This is a genomic window from Microbacterium sp. Leaf320, from assembly GCF_001423485.1.
Lineage (GTDB): Bacteria > Actinomycetota > Actinomycetes > Actinomycetales > Microbacteriaceae > Microbacterium.
Window position 1 is genome coordinate 472,663 of the sequence record NZ_LMOD01000001.1, and the last position, 15,645, is coordinate 488,307.

Consider the following 15,645-nt stretch of genomic DNA (forward strand, 5'->3'; position numbering starts at 1 on the left):
GGACACGCCGCCGACCGGGCCGGTGTCCCTCCAGCATCCCGGCTACGCTGACCGCGGATGCGCCAAGGCGGCGCGGCCGGAAAGGCAGCCGTGATCGTCTGGCGACGCTGGATCTTCCCTCTTCTTCTCGTGCTCGTGTTCGGGGCATGCGCAGCGGCACTGGTGAAGATCGCGTTCTTCCCCGACCGCACCGAGGCGATGGTCAGCCCGGAGTCGTCGATCAGCGATCCGGTCATCCCGGTCGAACGCGGCTCCGTGGTGAACGCGCTGACGTTGAGCGGCAACGTCGCACGTGACGATTCGTTCCCCGTGCGCAACGAGATCGCCGGAACCGTCCTCGCGGTCCACGTCGCGGAGGGGGCATCCGTCGCCGCCGGACAGAAGCTCTTCACCATAAGGCAGGACGAGCCGAAGAAGGACATCGACATCGTCGCGGCCGAGGCGGGCGACATATCGGAGATCGCCCTCGTGAAGGGCCAGGTCACCTCGGCAGGGACCGAGAGCTACACCCTCACCCCTGCGCGATACCACCTGCTCGCGACGGTGGAGCCCGCGCAGCTTTACCGACTGGTGAACGCGCCCGCCGAGGCATCCGTGAGCATCACCGGGGGACCTGCGCCGTTCACGTGCACCGGGGTACGTGTGCAGGTGAGCCAGGAGGGCACCGCGAGCGTGCGCTGCGCGGTTCCGGCCGCTCAGGTCGTGTTCGCTGGACTGCCTGCGACGATGGACCTCGCGCTCGGTCAGGTCGACGACGCGCTGGTCGTGCCGGTCACCGCAGTGCAGGGCGGCGCAGGCACGGGGAACGTCTGGGTGGATGCGGGTGACGGAAGTGAGCCCGAGGAGCGGCCGGTGACCCTCGGAGTCAACGACGGCACCATGGTCGAGGTCGTCTCCGGTCTCGAAGAGGGCGAGTCGATCAGGCAGTTCGTGCCCGGCTTCGTCGCTCCGGTCGAGGAGTTCTGCTACGAGGTCGCACCGGGCGTCGAGCAGTGCGACAGTGGGACGAGCTGGTGACCCTCGTCGCTCTGGCCGACGTGACCAAGAGCGTGCGACTGCCCGACGACTCGGAGCTGGAGATCCTCCGGGGCATCACGATCGATGTGAGCGCCGGCGATCACGTCTCGATCGTCGGTCGCTCCGGCTCCGGCAAGTCGACCCTTCTGAACATCCTCGGGATGCTGGACGCCCCCACCAGGGGCACCGTCGCGTTCGAAGGGCGTGAAGTACGGCGTATGCGGTCGGGGCGACTGGATCGCCTGCGTGGCGACAACGTCGGTTTCGTGTTCCAGCAGTTCAACCTGCTCCCCGGGCGCACCGCGCTCGACAATGTCATGATGCCGCTCGGCCATGCCAAGGGGCGACTCTTCTGGAATCGACGACAGATCGCAGCCGACATGCTGGACCGGGTCGGCCTCGGCCACCGCATCGAGCAGGTCGCCGACCGGCTCTCCGGCGGCGAGCAGCAGCGTGTGGCGATCGCCAGAGCGCTCGTGCGTCGCCCTGTGCTGATCCTCGCCGACGAGCCCACCGGCGCCCTCGACATCGACACGGGGGCAACCGTCATGTCGCTTCTCGACGAGGTCGCGACCGAGACGGACGCGGCGCTCGTGACGATCACCCACGACCTGCACGTCGCCGCTCGCGCGCGCAGACACTATCGCCTCGATGCCGGCGTGCTCGAGACCGCCGACCTCAGCCGCGCCTTTGAAGCGTCGACACTGGCGGCATCGGTGCCGTCGAATCTGGCGGCGGTACCGTCGGCATCGGTGCCGGCGACGCGCCGGGAGGCCTCGTCATGACCGGGATCCTCGGCGCGCTCTCCGACGCGTGGGCCGAGATCCGGGTGCACAAGCTGAGGGTGCTGCTCAGCCTGATCGGCATCGCGGTCTCGGTGGCAGCGCTCACGGGAGTCGTCGCACTCTCGGAGTACCAGAGGCAGTTTCAGGCAGAGCAATCGGACCGGTGGGGCGGACGTGCGGCGACGCTCGTCGTCGGCATCAGCACCGCTGACGGTCTGCCCGTCGACGTCGACGCCTTCGACGAGCGGTTCACACGGGTCGCGGAACGCTTCGGATTCAGCCACACCGCGCGCATCGCACAGGGGATGGCCGTTCCCGTTCAGCTGCCGGACGGCATTGTCGACGTCAACGCGCGCCTGATCGATCCGCTGTACTCCCAGATCCACCGGGAGCAGCTGTTGGAAGGCCGCTGGCTGCGCGATGACGATGTCGAAGCCCTCGCGCCCCCGGTCGTGATCACCGAGGCGCTGTGGGACCGGATCGGTCGGGTGCCGGTCGCACAGCATCCGACCCTCACCCTCTCAGGAGCGGCCGGCGGCACCTATCAGGTCGTCGGCGTCGTGCCCCGACAGGGCTTCGGCGACGAGGAGCTACGCGTCGACATCCTCTACGACGCGTATCGCGCTCGGGTCGACGCCCTCCCGGAAGGGGCATGGCCGCAGTACGAGGTGTGGCTCGGACAGACGGAGGTCGATGCCGTCGCCCCCGTGCTCGCGATGGATCTGCGGGCGGGGCTGCCCGAGGGACAGACGGTATCGGTGAGCCGCTCCGATTGGGCGGCGCAGCCGGGAGCCCTCGACGCTCAGGCGACGTTCGAGATGGTCACGGGCGGCATCGCAGCAGTCATCCTCGCGCTGGGCGCCCTGAGCCTGATCAACATCCAGCTGGTGGCGATGCGCCAGCGGGTGCGTGAGATCGGTGTCCGGCGCGCGTTCGGGGCGACATCCGGTCGAGTCTTCTTCTCGGTCTTCCTCGAGAGCCTCGTCGCGACCACCGTCGCCGGGCTCGTCGGCATCGCGATCGTCGTCGCCGTGCTGCGTTCGGAGTGGGTGGTGACCTCGCTGTTCTACGGCATCCAGGACATCCCGCCGTTCCCGATGCGGGCCGCGTTCGTCGGTCTGGCGGCGTCGATCATCGTGGGCGCGGTCTCGGGATTCATACCGGCGCTCGTCGCGCTGCGGGTGAAGGTCATCGACGCGATCCGGTTCTGACAGGCGCAGGGTGGCCGGGCAGGAGAGGGTCAGACTCCGACGCGACGCCCCGTGAGCTTCTCCGCGCGACGATCGGCGTTCTGCAGCGCTCTGCGCTCGCGCTCGCGGCGCAGGACCGTGATCCCGACCAGCACGACCTCGGGCGCCGCCGCGGGCAGCGGCGACACGAATGGAGAGGCCTCCGTGAGGAGGTCCTGCGCGACCCGAGCGCGGGCGGCGGGCACCATTCGCGGTGCGCTCTGCAGGAACTGCGAGATCCGGCGGGCGAGACGATCAGGCAGGCGGGCGACGTCCGCGATCTGAGCCCAGCCGGCGAGCATAGGCGGGAGGACGGGGACCTGCGGGATCAACTTCGGAGCCCGCACGCGCTGACTGTAGGTGCCGGCGACCATGTCGCCGAGGCGCTGGGAGCGGGCGCTGAACGCGCCGGCGAGCACCGCGACGCTGCCGAGCGTCATATAGATCTCCAGCACCCCGAGGAGGGCGCGGATGAACGCATGGCGGAAGCCGGTCGCCCCTCCATCGATGCGAACGATGCGTCCGCCGACCGCGAGCTTGCCGAGGCTTCGCCCCTTGAGTGCGACCTCCATCGTGATCGGGAGCACGACGAAGCTGACGACGATCGATGCGATCGTCGCGATCGTGTCGGTCGCCTCGTCGAGAACGCCGAGGTCCAGCAGCCAGAGCCGCAGGAACAGCGTCAGGAGGAAGACAGCGAAACCGACCAGGAGATCGATGATCGCGCCAGCGGCTCGAAGTATGAAACCGATCGGCTGCACGTCGATCGCCACGGCTTCACCGGAGAGCACCTCGTCGGATGTATCGAGCGGGGCAGACATGAGTACAGTAAATCAGGTGGATGCCGATGCGCTGACAGATGCACGCCGCGCCGAGTGGGAGCGGTTGGAACAGTTGAGTCGCGCCCGGCTCGACGGCGAGGGAGTCGACGAGATGATCGTCCGCTACCGCGCGGCATCCGCCGATCTCGCCGAGCTCAAGACGTCGGTCGGTGAATCGCCGCAGGGAGCGTACCTGTCGACCATCCTCGTACGCGCGCGGCTGCGTCTGACGGGAGCGTCCGACAGCATCCTCACCCAGACGGCGCGCTTCTTCTCCCGTCAGCTCCCCGCCGCGCTCTACCGGCTGCGCTGGACGACTCTCATCATCGCGGTCTCGTTCATCGCGATCGTCGTCGGGACCGCCGCTTGGATCTCGTCGGATCCCGCGCTGCTCGCGACCCTCGGGCCACCGGATGCGCTCGAGCAGTACGCCGACGAGAGCTTCACCGGCTACTACACCGAGAACCCCGCCGCGGTGTTCATGGGGATGGTCTGGTGGAACAACGCCTGGATCGCCATGCAGTGTGTGCTGTTCGGCATCACGGGACTGTGGCCGATCAACGTGCTGGTGCAGAACGCGATGGGGCTCGGCGTATCGGCTGCGGTGATGACCGCGCACGACCAGGTCGACGTCATGATCCTCTACATCCTTCCCCACGGTCTTCTCGAGATGACCTCGATCTTCGTCGCCGCCGCGGGAGGTCTGCACCTGTTCTGGTCGTGGGTCGCCCCGGGCAACCGGTCACGCGGTGAGTCCCTCGCAGCGGAGGGCCGATCGCTCGCGACCGTTGCGATCGGACTCGTCTTCGCGCTGTTCGTCTCCGGACTGATCGAGGGATTCGTCACCGGCTGGGCGCTGCCCTGGCCCGTCAAGATCGGCATCGGAGTGGCGGCGCTCGCCGCCTTCCTGATCTACATGCTCGTGATCGGCGGCCGTGCATACCGCCGAGGCGAGACCGGAGATCTCGTCGAGTACGAAGCGGGGACGCCGCGACTCCTGGCGGGCTGACCCGAGTTCGTCCGACTTCTGTTCCCGTCAGCGGGCTCGTTCAGCCGCGCTCTCGCTGCTGCGGTCCGGTACGTCGAACAGCCCTCGATACGCGAACCCTGCGAGCAGGGCACCGACGACGGGGAAGACGAGGAACACCCACAGCTGGGTGAGGGCCTCTGTGTTCCCGTACAAGGCTGTGGCGATGGATCGGGCGGGGTTCACCGAGGCGTAGTCGATCGGCAGGATCACCAGGTGGATGACCGCGAGAGTGAGGCCAGCCACGACACCACCGAAGGGGGTGCCGCGCACCGGGTGCGTCACCCCGAGGATCACGAGGACGAGGACCGCGGCGAAGAGCGCCTCGACGATGATCGCGGCGCCGAGGCCGAACCCTGCAGGAGAGGCGGAGCCGAATCCGTTGCTGGCGAAACCCTCGACGCGCTGCGCCTCGAGCCAGCCGTCGGGACCGAAGAGGCCGATCAGGAATACCAGGGTCGAGGCGATCAGGCCCCCGACGCACTGGGCGACGATGTATGCGGGGACCTCGCGCCACGGCATCCGACCGGCCGCGGCGACCCCGATGGTCACCGCGGGGTTGAAGTGCCCACCGGAGATCGGTCCGAACGCATAGAACGCGGCGGTGAGAGCGAAACCCGCCGCGAGCGCGATGCCGACGAATCCGATGCCTTGATCGCTCGTCTCGGTACCCGCACCGAACCCGGCCGCGAACATCGCGGCTCCCACGATGGCGAGGACGAGTGCGGAGGAGCCGAACGCCTCGGCGGTCAGTCGGACCGTCATCGTGGAGGTTCGTCTGCTCGCGTCGCTCATGATCTTCGTCATTCCTTGCGTCCGGTCCGGTGTGCTCACAGCCGTCCGGCTGCCTTCAGCTCGAGGTACCTGTCGGCGATCCGCGGGGGCAGGGTCTCGGGGTCGGCTGCGATCGCCTCGCCGCCGGCACGTCTGACTGCATCCGCCACGTTCTCGGCGTCTCGCATCGTCCGCTCCGCAGCAGCCGCGAGATAGATCTCCTCCCGTGATCCGCGCTGCCGTGCGAGATCGGCGATGCCGTCGTCGGTCACCGACCCCACGAGGATCGATGTCGCCCGCGAGGCATCCGGGAAGGCTCCGAGGAACCCTCGGGCGGACTCCGCCGCATCCTGTGCCGTCAACACCACGATCAGCGCGGGGCGCGTCGTGAGCGTTCGCACGGCAGCGAAAGCGCCGTGCCAGTCGGTGTCGACGAGACGGGCATGCACAGGAGCCATCGCGTCCGTCAGCGCGGGGAGGAGAGCGTTGCCCTCGACGCCGGTGACGCGTGCGCGCACGACACGGTCGTACATGAGCAGATGCACATGATCGCCCGCGCGGGCGGCGAGAGCGGCGAGCAGCAGAGACGCCTCGAGTGCGGCGTCCACTCTGGTGCCGTCGCCGACGCGTGCGGCTGCCGTGCGGCCGGTGTCGATGATGATCACGACGTGACGGTCGCGTTCAGGGCGCCAGGTGCGCAGCATCGTGGTGCCGGCGCGAGCCGTGGCGCGCCAGTCGATCGAGCGCACGTCGTCGCCTCGCACGTACTCGCGCAGCGAGTCGAACTCCGTGCCCTGACCGCGGACCTGGATGCTGGTGTTGCCGTCGAGCTCACGCAGGCGCGCGAGTCGGGAGGGCAGATGCTTTCGCGACGAGAACGCGGGGAGAACGCGGATGGTCCCGCGCACCCGGTGGCGCGCCTGTCGACCGGCGATCCCGAGGGGGCCCTGGGATCGGATCATCACGAACTCGCTCGACAGCTCGCCCCGGCGACGGGGGAGAAGGGGGATGGAGACGCGCCGACGCTCGCCCGGAGGCATGCTGAGGCGCTGACGGTCTCGCGTTGCCCCTGCCGTCGGCTGCCAGGCATCACGGATCAGCGCGTGCAGTGTGCGGGATCCCTGGTTCTGGAGTGCGACGCTCACCGGCACGAGCTCACCGAGCCGAGTGCGTGCCGGCACTCGTCTGGTGACGACGACCGAGCGCGGGCTGGGCGCCAGCAGCACGTCGAGCACGATCAGGAGAACGCAGAGTCCCACCCAGATGCCGAGCGCGGCGTACGGCGGATAGCCCGCGAGGCCTGTGAGGACGAGCGGGACGATGCCGACGGCGACGGCGAGAGCGAGACGGCCGGTGACGAACACCTAGATCGGCACCCTGGTCTGCTGCACGACCGAGGTGAGGACGGCATCGGCCGAGACGCCCTCCATCTGGGCATCGGGTCGCAGCTGCAGGCGGTGGCGCCAGACCGGCACGAGCATCGTCTGCACGTGATCGGGTGTGACGGCCGACGAGGCGTTGAGCCAGGCCCAGGCCTTCGCCGCGGCCAGTAGACCGGTCGATGCGCGGGGGCTCGCGCCGAGCTCGACGGAGGGCGACTGCCTCGTGGCTCTGGCGAGATCGACGACGTAGCCGAGCACGTCATCCGTGACATCCACGCGGCCGGCCGCGGCCTGAGCCGCACGGATCTCGTCCGCCGTCACCGTGGACTCGACGCCTGTGAGCTCGCGCGGTGAGAAGCCCGACGCGTGCTTGCGGAGCACCGAGACCTCGGCGTCGCGCTCGGGCATGCCGACGACCAGCTTCATCAGGAAGCGATCGAGCTGCGCCTCGGGCAGCGAATATGTGCCCTCGTGCTCGATCGGGTTCTGCGTGGCGGCGACGAGGAACGGATCGGGGAGCGCGCGGCTGACCCCGTCAGCCGACACCTGACGCTCCTCCATGGCCTCCAGCAGAGCGGCCTGGGTCTTCGGGGGTGTGCGGTTGATCTCGTCGGCGAGCAGGATGTTCGTGAACACGGGCCCCGCGCGGAAGTCGAACTCGCCCGTGCGCGCATCGTAGACGAGCGATCCCGTCACGTCGCCCGGCATCAGGTCGGGGGTGAACTGCACTCGCTTGGTGTCCAGGCCCAACGCGCGAGCGAAGGAGCGGACCACAAGGGTCTTCGCGACACCCGGCACGCCCTCGAGCAGCACGTGCCCTCGTGCGAGCAGCGACACCAGCAGACCGGTCACCGTGCCCGCCTGGCCGACGACGGCCTTGTCTACCTCGGTGCGCACGCGGTGCATGGCCTGACGCAGCTCGGCGTCGTTGAAGTTCTCAGCGGTCACGTGGTGTCCTCGGCTTCCGTTCGGATGGATGGACGGCGGGTGGATGGGACGGACGCCGGATCATTCCGGTCTCCGTTCGACGGTGGTCGAGGCGTCGACGGCGCTCTCCAGCTCCTGCAGCCGACGGGCCAGGTCGATCAGCGACGGATCGTCGGTGGGAGAGGGGCCGGCGAGCAGATCGTGCAGAGCGCCGCGCGGGATCCGGAGCCGGTCCGATGCGGCATCCGCGATCTCCTCCGCCGTCGCGTTCACGGCGAGTCCGAGTCTGCGCGCCAACCTGCGCCTGCTCCCGTCGCGGATGGCCTCCGACGCGTGCGCGGCGTCGCCCGCCTTCGCCGTCAGGCGGGCGCGTCCGTGCATCGTCTCCGACGCGCGGACGGTCACGGGGAGGGTCTCGGCGACGAGCGGGCCGAAGCGCTGGCCTCGCCACAGTGCGGCCGCGAGCCCGGCGATCATCAGCAGCAGGATCGCCGGCGTCACCCAGCCCGGCGTGAGCGAACCCAGGCTGTCCGGCATCTCGCCTTCGATGTCCGTGTCGCCGAAGCTAGGGATGTACCAGACGACGCGATCGGTCTGGCCGAGAAGAGCGAGCCCGAGTGCAGCGTTGCCGTCGTCCGCGAGGTAGGCGTTGCTGAACAGGCGGGCGCCTTCGACGACGATGCGCGTCGTACCGTCGTCCTCGTCGACGAGCACGGCCGAGGCGTCTTCGGTGCCGAAGCATCCTTCGACGCCGTCCCCCGGGGCGAACATGCGGTCGGGACGGATCGTGCCGACGTTGGCGAATTCCGGGATGGTGCAGTCGGCCTCCACCGGGCTCGGGTTCGCTGCGGCGTTGTCGCCCAGGCGCAGGAGGGTGAGAAGGTGCGTGCTGCTGGAGAGGAAGACGACCCTGTCGGCAGGGTCGATCAGCTCGGTGATCCCGTCGTCGGTCAGGGTGTACGGGTTCGCCATCACGAGGGTGGTGTCCTCGTCGAGCGCGGCGCGGGCCTCGGCGCGCGAGCGGAAGACCGAGACCTCGATGCCCTGGTCGTCGAGGAGCTGCGCGAGCGCCATCGCACCGGAATCGCTGACGCTCTCGGGATCGAGCGAGCCGCGCTGATCGGGCATGCGCACGGCGACCTGGGTCGCGACGAAAACACCTCCGAGCACGAGCGCGACGACGATCGCCCACCCGAGGAGCGACCTCAGACGTCGACCGCGCGGAGCGCGTTCAGCGGTGGATGCCGGTGCATCGTGCTGCTCGATGACCGTCACGCGTTCACCGCCTCCGGTCGCAGCGCACTCAGACGATCATCGGTCGCGGCGAGCTCGGCATAACTCGACTCGGTGGCGGGGTGCCGCAGATAGCGCACGTCGTCGAACGAGACCGCCGCGTCACGGACGGGCGTCGTCTCAGCGGGGAACACGACGGCGACCTCTCGGGCGATCGCCTGTGCGGTCGCGCCGGGGGAGGGATCGATGAGGTCTCGCTCCAGAAGCCCTCTGGCGAGCGCTCGGAAGCGCAGGATCGTGGCCTCGTCCCAGTCGCCTGCGCGCGCGCAGCGATCGGCGTCGGCGCGCAGCTGCGTCGCGGATCGGTCATCGTCGGCTCCGAGGAGGTCACCTCGTGCGCGCCGGATGGCCTGCGCACGTCGCGGGCGCCCCCAGATGATGAGCGCGGCGACGAGCGCTCCGAAGATGATGATGCACACGATGATCAACGCGGAGGGACCGACGTTCGCGCTGTTGTCGGAGTTGAACAGATCGGCGAGGAACCGTCCGATGTCGCGCGCGAGCATGTCGAACCAGGTCGGCTTCGCATCGGCGTAGCGCGGGTCGGCGAGTTCCTGCTCCGCCCACTTCCGTGCTTCCTCCCCGTCGGGGATGAGCACGTCGTCGAAAGGACGGATCATGCCGACCCTTCGCCGCCCGCACCGGGCGCGGCCCAGGTCGAGTCAGCGGACTCGGCAGGGCGCGTTGCGGGCGGGGAGTATGGGGGCGGAGGTGTGGACGCGGCCTGCGCCTGGGGTGCGGCCGGTGGCTGGGGTGCTGCCGGCTGCTGAGCGTAGGGCGGCAGGGGAGGAGGCTGCTGAGCGGGGTGCTGCGGCGCGGGAGCTGGCTGTCCCTGATACGGCTGTCCCTGATAGGGCTGCCCCTGGTACTGCGGTGCGGCAGGCGGCTGCCCCTGGTACGGCTGCGCCTGGTACGCCTGGTACGCCTGGTACTGCGGCGCTGCGGGGTACTGTCCCGGATACGGCTGTCCTGGGTGCTGCTGGGCCGGGTACGACTGCATCTCGTAGCCCGTCGTCATCATCGCCCACTCCGGGACCTGCTGCGGCGGCGGGGCGCTCGACACAGCGCGCTCGGGGTCGACGATGAACGGGTCGCCGAGCTGTTCGTCGGTCCACCCGAGGTCGCGACGCTCGACATGACTGATGAGCGACTGGTCGAGGCCCTCGTAGCGCATCCGACTGTCGAGGTACACGAGAGTGCCCGCGCTGCTCTGCACGACGAGGGTGATGGCCTGCAGCACGAGCAGCAGGATCTGCGGCGCGAGAAGGGCGAAGACGAACGCCATGATCCCTGCGGTGTCGGACGAGCCCGTCGGCGCGATCACGGAACCGAGCATCGAGCCGACCAGCGAGACAGGCAGGTTCACCACCTGCATCGCGACGCCCATGATGGCGCCGATCAGGAACGTGACGCCCCAGGCCACCCAGAACCGGCCACGCGTCAGGCGCCACGACCGCACGAGCGCGTCGCGGAACTTCGCCCTCTCGAGAACGAGGATCGACGGGACGAGGAGCAGCTTCGTCGTCAGCCAGACCACGAGCGGGATGGTCGCCAGTATGAGCAGCACGACGAGGATCACGATCCCGCCGATGGCCTCGGCTGAGCCTCCGAGCCCGCCGGCGATGAAGCCGGCGATCACGAGGAAGACGATCACGATGATGCCGAAGACGAAGATGATCGAGAGCGAGGCGAATCCGGCCAAGCGCCAGAACGACGGGATCATCTTGCGCCAGAGGGTCCCGAGGGTGGCCTTCACCCCGATCGCTGCGAAGCCGATCTCGGCCGCGACGACGCCCTGCATCAGCGCGGTGAAGGCGATGGATGCCAGGCCCACGGCGATGCCGGCCACGATGTTCATCGCGATGGTGCCGGCGAAGACGGCCTCGAAGTCCGGCGAGGCGGCAGACAGCGATTCGAGTCGCGTGAACGTCGTGACGAACACGAAGCCCATCACCGTCGCACTGAGCACCACCACGGCCAGCTGGATCACGACGCCGAAGCCGAAGAGCACCTTGGGGTTGTGACGCAGCGCCGCGAACGACCTCGTCAACAGCATCCCGAACGTCATGGGATGCAGGGGGATGATGCCCTTCTTGGGGGCAGGGGTCCACGTCTGGCCGCTCACCGGCACTCCCTCCGTCGTGCGCTCCCATCGTGTCACAACACCGGTCGGGCGCGTAGACATGAGGGTCGTGGTACTGAGTGCCATAAGGTAACAGTTATGACCTCACGCATTCTTGTGGTCGACGACGACACCGCGCTCGCCGAGATGATCGGCATCGTGCTGCGCACGGAGGGCTTCGAGCCGGTGTTCTGCGCCGACGGCGCACGGGCCGTCGAGGAGTGGCGCACGCAGCGTCCCGATCTCGTGCTGCTCGACCTGATGCTCCCGGGCATGGACGGGATCGAGATCTGTGCGCGGATCCGTGCCGAGTCGGGAGTCCCCGTCATCATGCTCACCGCTCGCAGCGACACCGCCGATGTCGTCCGCGGCCTCGAGGTGGGGGCGGACGACTACATCGTGAAGCCCTTCAACCCGAAGGAGCTCGTCGCCCGCATCCGCACCCGCCTGCGCCCCTCGCCTCAGACGGTGGGGGAACAGCTCCGTGTCGGTGACCTCACCGTCGACGTCGATGCGCATGAGGTGCGAAGGGGCACGGCTCCCATCGCTCTCACTCCCCTCGAGTTCCAGCTGCTCGTCGCCCTCGCCTCGAAGCCACAGCAGGTGTTCTCGCGGGAGATGCTGCTCGAGCAGGTCTGGGGCTACCACTACAAGGCGGACACCCGTCTGGTGAATGTGCATGTCCAACGCCTCCGTGCGAAGGTCGAGCTCGACCCTGACAACCCCAAGATCGTCATGACGGTGCGTGGCGTCGGCTACCGCGCCGGGAGTGCGGGCTAAAGCGCCATGGCCGCCACCGCAGCGACCACCACGGCGGTCGCTGTCATCCGCGACTGGCGCGGTTGGCCCACCGTCACCCGGGCCCTGTGGCGACGGTCCCTGCGGTTCCGGACGCTGACGATCACGCTGCTGCTCACCTCGACCGCGATCCTGATCACCTGCGTGACAATGGCGCTCGTCATTCAGAACGACCTGTTCGAATCGCGCAAGAACGAGGCGCTGGAAGACGCGGCGCGTTCGGTGAATCAGGCGCAGACGACGCTCGATGCCACAGCCCTCGGTGATGACCCCGCAGCACTGCGCGAGCTGTGGGACAGCGTGCAGGAAGACCTGGGACGCAACTCCACAGCGGAGGGGCTGGCCGGATTCCGGGTCGACGGCGGCGCGGCCGCCGTCTCCCTGAACGGCTTCACCGCGGGCCTCAGCGCCAACAGCATCAGCCCCGCCCTCCGGAACCGGGTGGTCAAGTTCGACGACTGGCAATCCTGGCAGTCCGCGTCGCTCGACGTCGACGGTAGGACGGTGCCAGGCGTCATCGTCGGACAGCAGCTGCAGGTGCCCGAAGCAGGCCCGTTCGAGGTGTACTTCGCATACGACCTCGCCGATGCCGACAACACGCTCACCTTCGTGCAGCGGACGCTCTGGATCGCCGGCATCGGGCTCATCGCGATCGTCGCCGCGATCTCGTTCGTCGTGCTGCGCACCGTCTCGACCCCGATCGTCGAGGCCGCGGAGACCAGTGCCCGCCTGGCGTCGGGTGATCTCGCCGTGCGTATCGACGTGCACGGCGAAGACGAGATCGCCACGCTCGGGCGTTCCTTCAACGCCATGGCCGACAGCATCGAGTCCCAGATCAAGGAGCTCGGCGAACTCTCGCTCGTGCAGCAGCGGTTCGTCTCCGATGTCTCGCACGAGCTGAGGACGCCCCTCACCACCATCCGGCTCGCGGCCGACATGCTGAACGATCAGCGGGGCGAGTTCGACCCGACGACCGCACGTACCACGGAGCTCCTGCACACTCAGGTGCAGCGGTTCGAGACGCTCCTGTCCGATCTGCTCGAGATCAGCCGTTACGACGCCGGGTCCGTGCAGCTCGAGCTCGAGGCGACGAGCCTCGCTCACCTCGCCGAGGACATCATCGAGCAGATGCAGCCGCTCGCCGACGGGCGGGGCAGCGAACTGCGCCTCGTCGCGCCCGGCGGATACTCTCCTGTCGACATGGATCCACGGCGGGTGAGGCGGGTGCTCCGCAACCTGATCGGAAACGCGATCGAGCATGGCGAGGGGCGCCCGATCATCGTGACGGTGGACAGCAATCAGCACTCGGTGGCCGCGGGCGTCCGCGACTTCGGACTCGGGATGGACCCGGCGGATGCCGAGCGCGTGTTCGACCGGTTCTGGCGAGCCGACCCGTCGCGTCAGCGCACGATCGGAGGCACCGGTCTCGGGCTCTCCATCGCCCTCGGCGACGCGACCCTGCACGGGGGCACGCTCGGTGTGTGGTCGGAGCTCGGTGTCGGCACCAACTTCGTGCTCACCCTCCCGCGCCGAGGTGACGCCTCGGACGGGCCTTCGCCGATCCCTCTCGAGCCGCAGGAGTCGCTGGGCGAGATCGGCGATGCGACGCAGCCCATCCAGCTCGCCGATCTTCCGGCCGAGCTGTTCGACCGAGGGAGCCTCGAATGATCTCGCGGACTCGACGCGCGCTGCGCGGGGTGGCCGTCGCCACGGCCGTGCTGCTCCTGTCGGCCTGCTCAGGGCTTCCGACGACGGGCGACGTGCAACCGGGGCTCGCGCTCGGAGCATCGCCCGAGGACCAGGATTTCCTCCCGCTCGCCTCCGGGCCCGCTGAGGGGGCAGGACCCGCGGCGATCGTCGAGGGCTTCATGGAGGCTGCGATCACGCCGGCCGACAACTGGGACACCGCACGCAAGTTCCTCACCCCGGATCTCGCATCGACCTGGCGCCCGAACACCGGGGTGTCTATCGACATCAGCGGCGCGACCCGCTCTTTCACCGCGAGCGTCGACGACGACGTGGATGCTCGAGACGGCGACTCGGCCGAGGTGAGGGTCAGATTCGACCAGGTGGCGAGCGTCGACGCGACCGGAGCCTACTCCGAGGCCTTCGGGGCATCGAACTCCGCGTTCGTCGTCGTGTTCGACGATGGGCAGTGGCGCATCGCGGAAGCTCCCGATGGCGTCGTGATCGACGAGTCCCGGTTCTCCCGGGTCTACGACGATTACGCGCTGCAGTATTACGACCAGACCTGGGAGCGACTGGTGCCGGACGTACGGTGGTTCCCGCGACGCGCCACGGTCGCGACCACGATCGCGCAGTCGCTGATCGGCGGGGCGCCGAGCCCGTGGCTCGACCCGGCGGTCCAGAGTGCATTCCCGCAGGGTGTGCAGCTCGCGCGGGACGCCGTGCCGATCGATCCCGATCAGGTGGCCGACGTGGCGCTGAACCGCGCGGCGCTCGGGCTCGATGCGACGACTCTCGCGCGCATGCGCACACAGCTGCAGGAGACCTTGAATGCCGCGGGGGTGCAGGTCGATCAGGTGCGCTTCAGCGTCGATGGACGCACGCTCGACGCCGGCGTCGTCAGGGTGACCGAGGACCCGGCCGACGCGGGCAGCCTCGTGTTGAAGGATGGGGAGTTCGGCGCGCTCGTCGGCAGCGAGATCACGCCGATCCCGGGGGTGTCCGAGGAGATCCTCGGAGTCACGCAGCCCATCAGTGCGATCGATGTCGCGATCGATGGCTCGCATGCAGCCGTGCTGCTCGCCGACGGGCACGTGTACGTCACGGGCGAGGACGGGTTCAACGAGCTCGACGCCAGGGCGTCGCTGATCCGCCCGTCCATGGATCCGTACGACTACACGTGGTCCGTGCCGTCGAACGCGCCGTCGGCGCTCCAGGCGATCGGCAGCGACGTGTCTCCGCATTCGATCGCGGGTGCATGGCCGGATGCATCGTCCGTCTCCGCAGTGCGCGTCTCGGCCGACGGCGCTCGCATCGCAGCGGTCGTCGTCATCGGAGGCGAGCGCTGGGTGGTCGTGTCCGCGATCGTCAGAGACGAGGCGGGGGTGCCGACCGAGCTCGGTCCCGCGGAACCTCTGACGCAGCTCGACGGCGGCGTCAGCGGGCTCGTCTGGCTGGGCGCCGACCGTCTCGGCCTGCTGACGGACCCCGATGATCGGATGGTCCTCACGCAGATCGTGGGAGGGCCCGGTGCATCCGAGGTCGCCCCGACCGGGGCCGTGTCGATCGCGGGATCCCGTGCTCCGGCGGGGGTGCGAGTGCTCAGCGCCGACGGCGGGGTGTTCGCGCGGAGCGGCTCCGCGTGGAGCGAGTCGATCGACGGGGTCACGCTGCTGGCGACCCGGGCGGGGCACTGAGCCTTCCGTACGGTCCATCTCTTCTGCACGGTCCATCTCTTCTGCACTGTCCGCCGAAGTAGGCGGATGCTGACAGCGTCCGGGCCG

Annotated in this window: 14 protein-coding genes; 7 read left to right on the forward strand and 7 right to left on the reverse strand. The window is 68.9% G+C overall.

What is annotated here, in order from left to right; translation table 11 throughout:
• The first annotated feature begins 57 nt into the window (after window positions 1-57).
• From ASF63_RS02200 to ASF63_RS02210, 3 genes are read left to right on the forward strand one after another with little or no spacing between them, the layout of a single operon-like run.
• Window positions 58-1,017, forward strand: coding sequence for an efflux RND transporter periplasmic adaptor subunit (locus ASF63_RS02200; protein WP_235560666.1), 960 nt, complete (start codon window positions 58-60; stop codon window positions 1,015-1,017).
• Window positions 1,014-1,802 carry an ABC transporter ATP-binding protein gene (locus tag ASF63_RS02205; RefSeq protein ID WP_235560667.1) on the forward strand — a complete coding sequence of 263 codons (789 nt, stop codon included), beginning with the start codon at window positions 1,014-1,016 and terminating at the stop codon, window positions 1,800-1,802. The genes ASF63_RS02200 and ASF63_RS02205 overlap by 4 nt, the downstream gene beginning before the upstream one ends.
• A complete protein-coding gene (locus ASF63_RS02210; RefSeq protein ID WP_056509005.1) occupies window positions 1,799-3,013 on the forward strand; it encodes an ABC transporter permease in 1,215 nt (404 codons plus the stop codon). The genes ASF63_RS02205 and ASF63_RS02210 overlap by 4 nt, the downstream gene beginning before the upstream one ends.
• A gap of 29 nt (window positions 3,014-3,042) precedes the next feature.
• On the opposite strand, the gene ASF63_RS02215 is transcribed toward ASF63_RS02210, so the two are convergent.
• The gene (locus ASF63_RS02215) at window positions 3,043-3,852 is read right to left on the reverse strand and encodes an RDD family protein (RefSeq protein ID WP_056509008.1); all 810 of its coding nucleotides are present in this window, start codon (window positions 3,850-3,852) and stop codon (window positions 3,043-3,045) included.
• A gap of 16 nt (window positions 3,853-3,868) precedes the next feature.
• Between ASF63_RS02215 and ASF63_RS02220 the strand changes: the two genes are divergently transcribed.
• On the forward strand, window positions 3,869-4,861 hold the full coding sequence (locus ASF63_RS02220) for a stage II sporulation protein M (protein WP_056509009.1): 993 nt from the start codon (window positions 3,869-3,871) through the stop codon (window positions 4,859-4,861).
• Between the two features lie 27 nt (window positions 4,862-4,888).
• Here the strand turns inward: ASF63_RS02220 and ASF63_RS02225 are convergent, their stop codons facing one another.
• From ASF63_RS02225 to ASF63_RS02250, 6 genes are all read right to left on the reverse strand, one after another.
• The gene (locus ASF63_RS02225) at window positions 4,889-5,674 is read right to left on the reverse strand and encodes an aquaporin (protein WP_056510148.1); all 786 of its coding nucleotides are present in this window, start codon (window positions 5,672-5,674) and stop codon (window positions 4,889-4,891) included.
• Window positions 5,675-5,709: 35 nt separating this feature from the next.
• Window positions 5,710-7,017, reverse strand: a complete 1,308-nt coding sequence (locus ASF63_RS02230; protein WP_056509012.1) for a DUF58 domain-containing protein — start codon at window positions 7,015-7,017, stop codon at window positions 5,710-5,712.
• The gene (locus tag ASF63_RS02235; RefSeq protein WP_235560693.1) at window positions 7,018-7,941 is read right to left on the reverse strand and encodes an AAA family ATPase; all 924 of its coding nucleotides are present in this window, start codon (window positions 7,939-7,941) and stop codon (window positions 7,018-7,020) included.
• 102 nt (window positions 7,942-8,043) lie between these two features.
• Window positions 8,044-9,237: a DUF4350 domain-containing protein gene (locus tag ASF63_RS02240; RefSeq protein ID WP_056509019.1), complete on the reverse strand. Its 1,194-nt coding sequence runs from the start codon at window positions 9,235-9,237 to the stop codon at window positions 8,044-8,046.
• Window positions 9,234-9,875 (reverse strand): DUF4129 domain-containing protein, encoded by a 642-nt coding sequence (locus tag ASF63_RS02245; RefSeq protein ID WP_056509022.1) that lies wholly within the window; start codon window positions 9,873-9,875, stop codon window positions 9,234-9,236. Before ASF63_RS02245 ends, ASF63_RS02240 begins: the two co-directional genes overlap by 4 nt.
• The gene (locus ASF63_RS02250; protein ID WP_056510150.1) at window positions 9,872-11,380 is read right to left on the reverse strand and encodes a glycerophosphoryl diester phosphodiesterase membrane domain-containing protein; all 1,509 of its coding nucleotides are present in this window, start codon (window positions 11,378-11,380) and stop codon (window positions 9,872-9,874) included. The genes ASF63_RS02245 and ASF63_RS02250 overlap by 4 nt, the downstream gene beginning before the upstream one ends.
• Window positions 11,381-11,476: 96 nt before the next feature.
• Between ASF63_RS02250 and mtrA the strand changes: the two genes are divergently transcribed.
• The 3 genes from mtrA to ASF63_RS02265 are packed head-to-tail and all read left to right on the forward strand — an operon-like array spanning window position 11,477 to window position 15,558.
• Window positions 11,477-12,157, forward strand: a complete 681-nt coding sequence (gene mtrA, locus ASF63_RS02255) for an MtrAB system response regulator MtrA (RefSeq protein ID WP_056308458.1) — start codon at window positions 11,477-11,479, stop codon at window positions 12,155-12,157.
• 6 nt (window positions 12,158-12,163) lie between these two features.
• On the forward strand, window positions 12,164-13,843 hold the full coding sequence (mtrB, locus tag ASF63_RS02260; RefSeq protein WP_056509026.1) for an MtrAB system histidine kinase MtrB: 1,680 nt from the start codon (window positions 12,164-12,166) through the stop codon (window positions 13,841-13,843).
• Complete coding sequence (locus ASF63_RS02265) at window positions 13,840-15,558, forward strand: GerMN domain-containing protein (protein WP_056509030.1); 1,719 nt, start codon at window positions 13,840-13,842, stop codon at window positions 15,556-15,558. The genes mtrB and ASF63_RS02265 overlap by 4 nt, the downstream gene beginning before the upstream one ends.
• The last annotated feature ends 87 nt before the right edge of the window (window positions 15,559-15,645 follow it).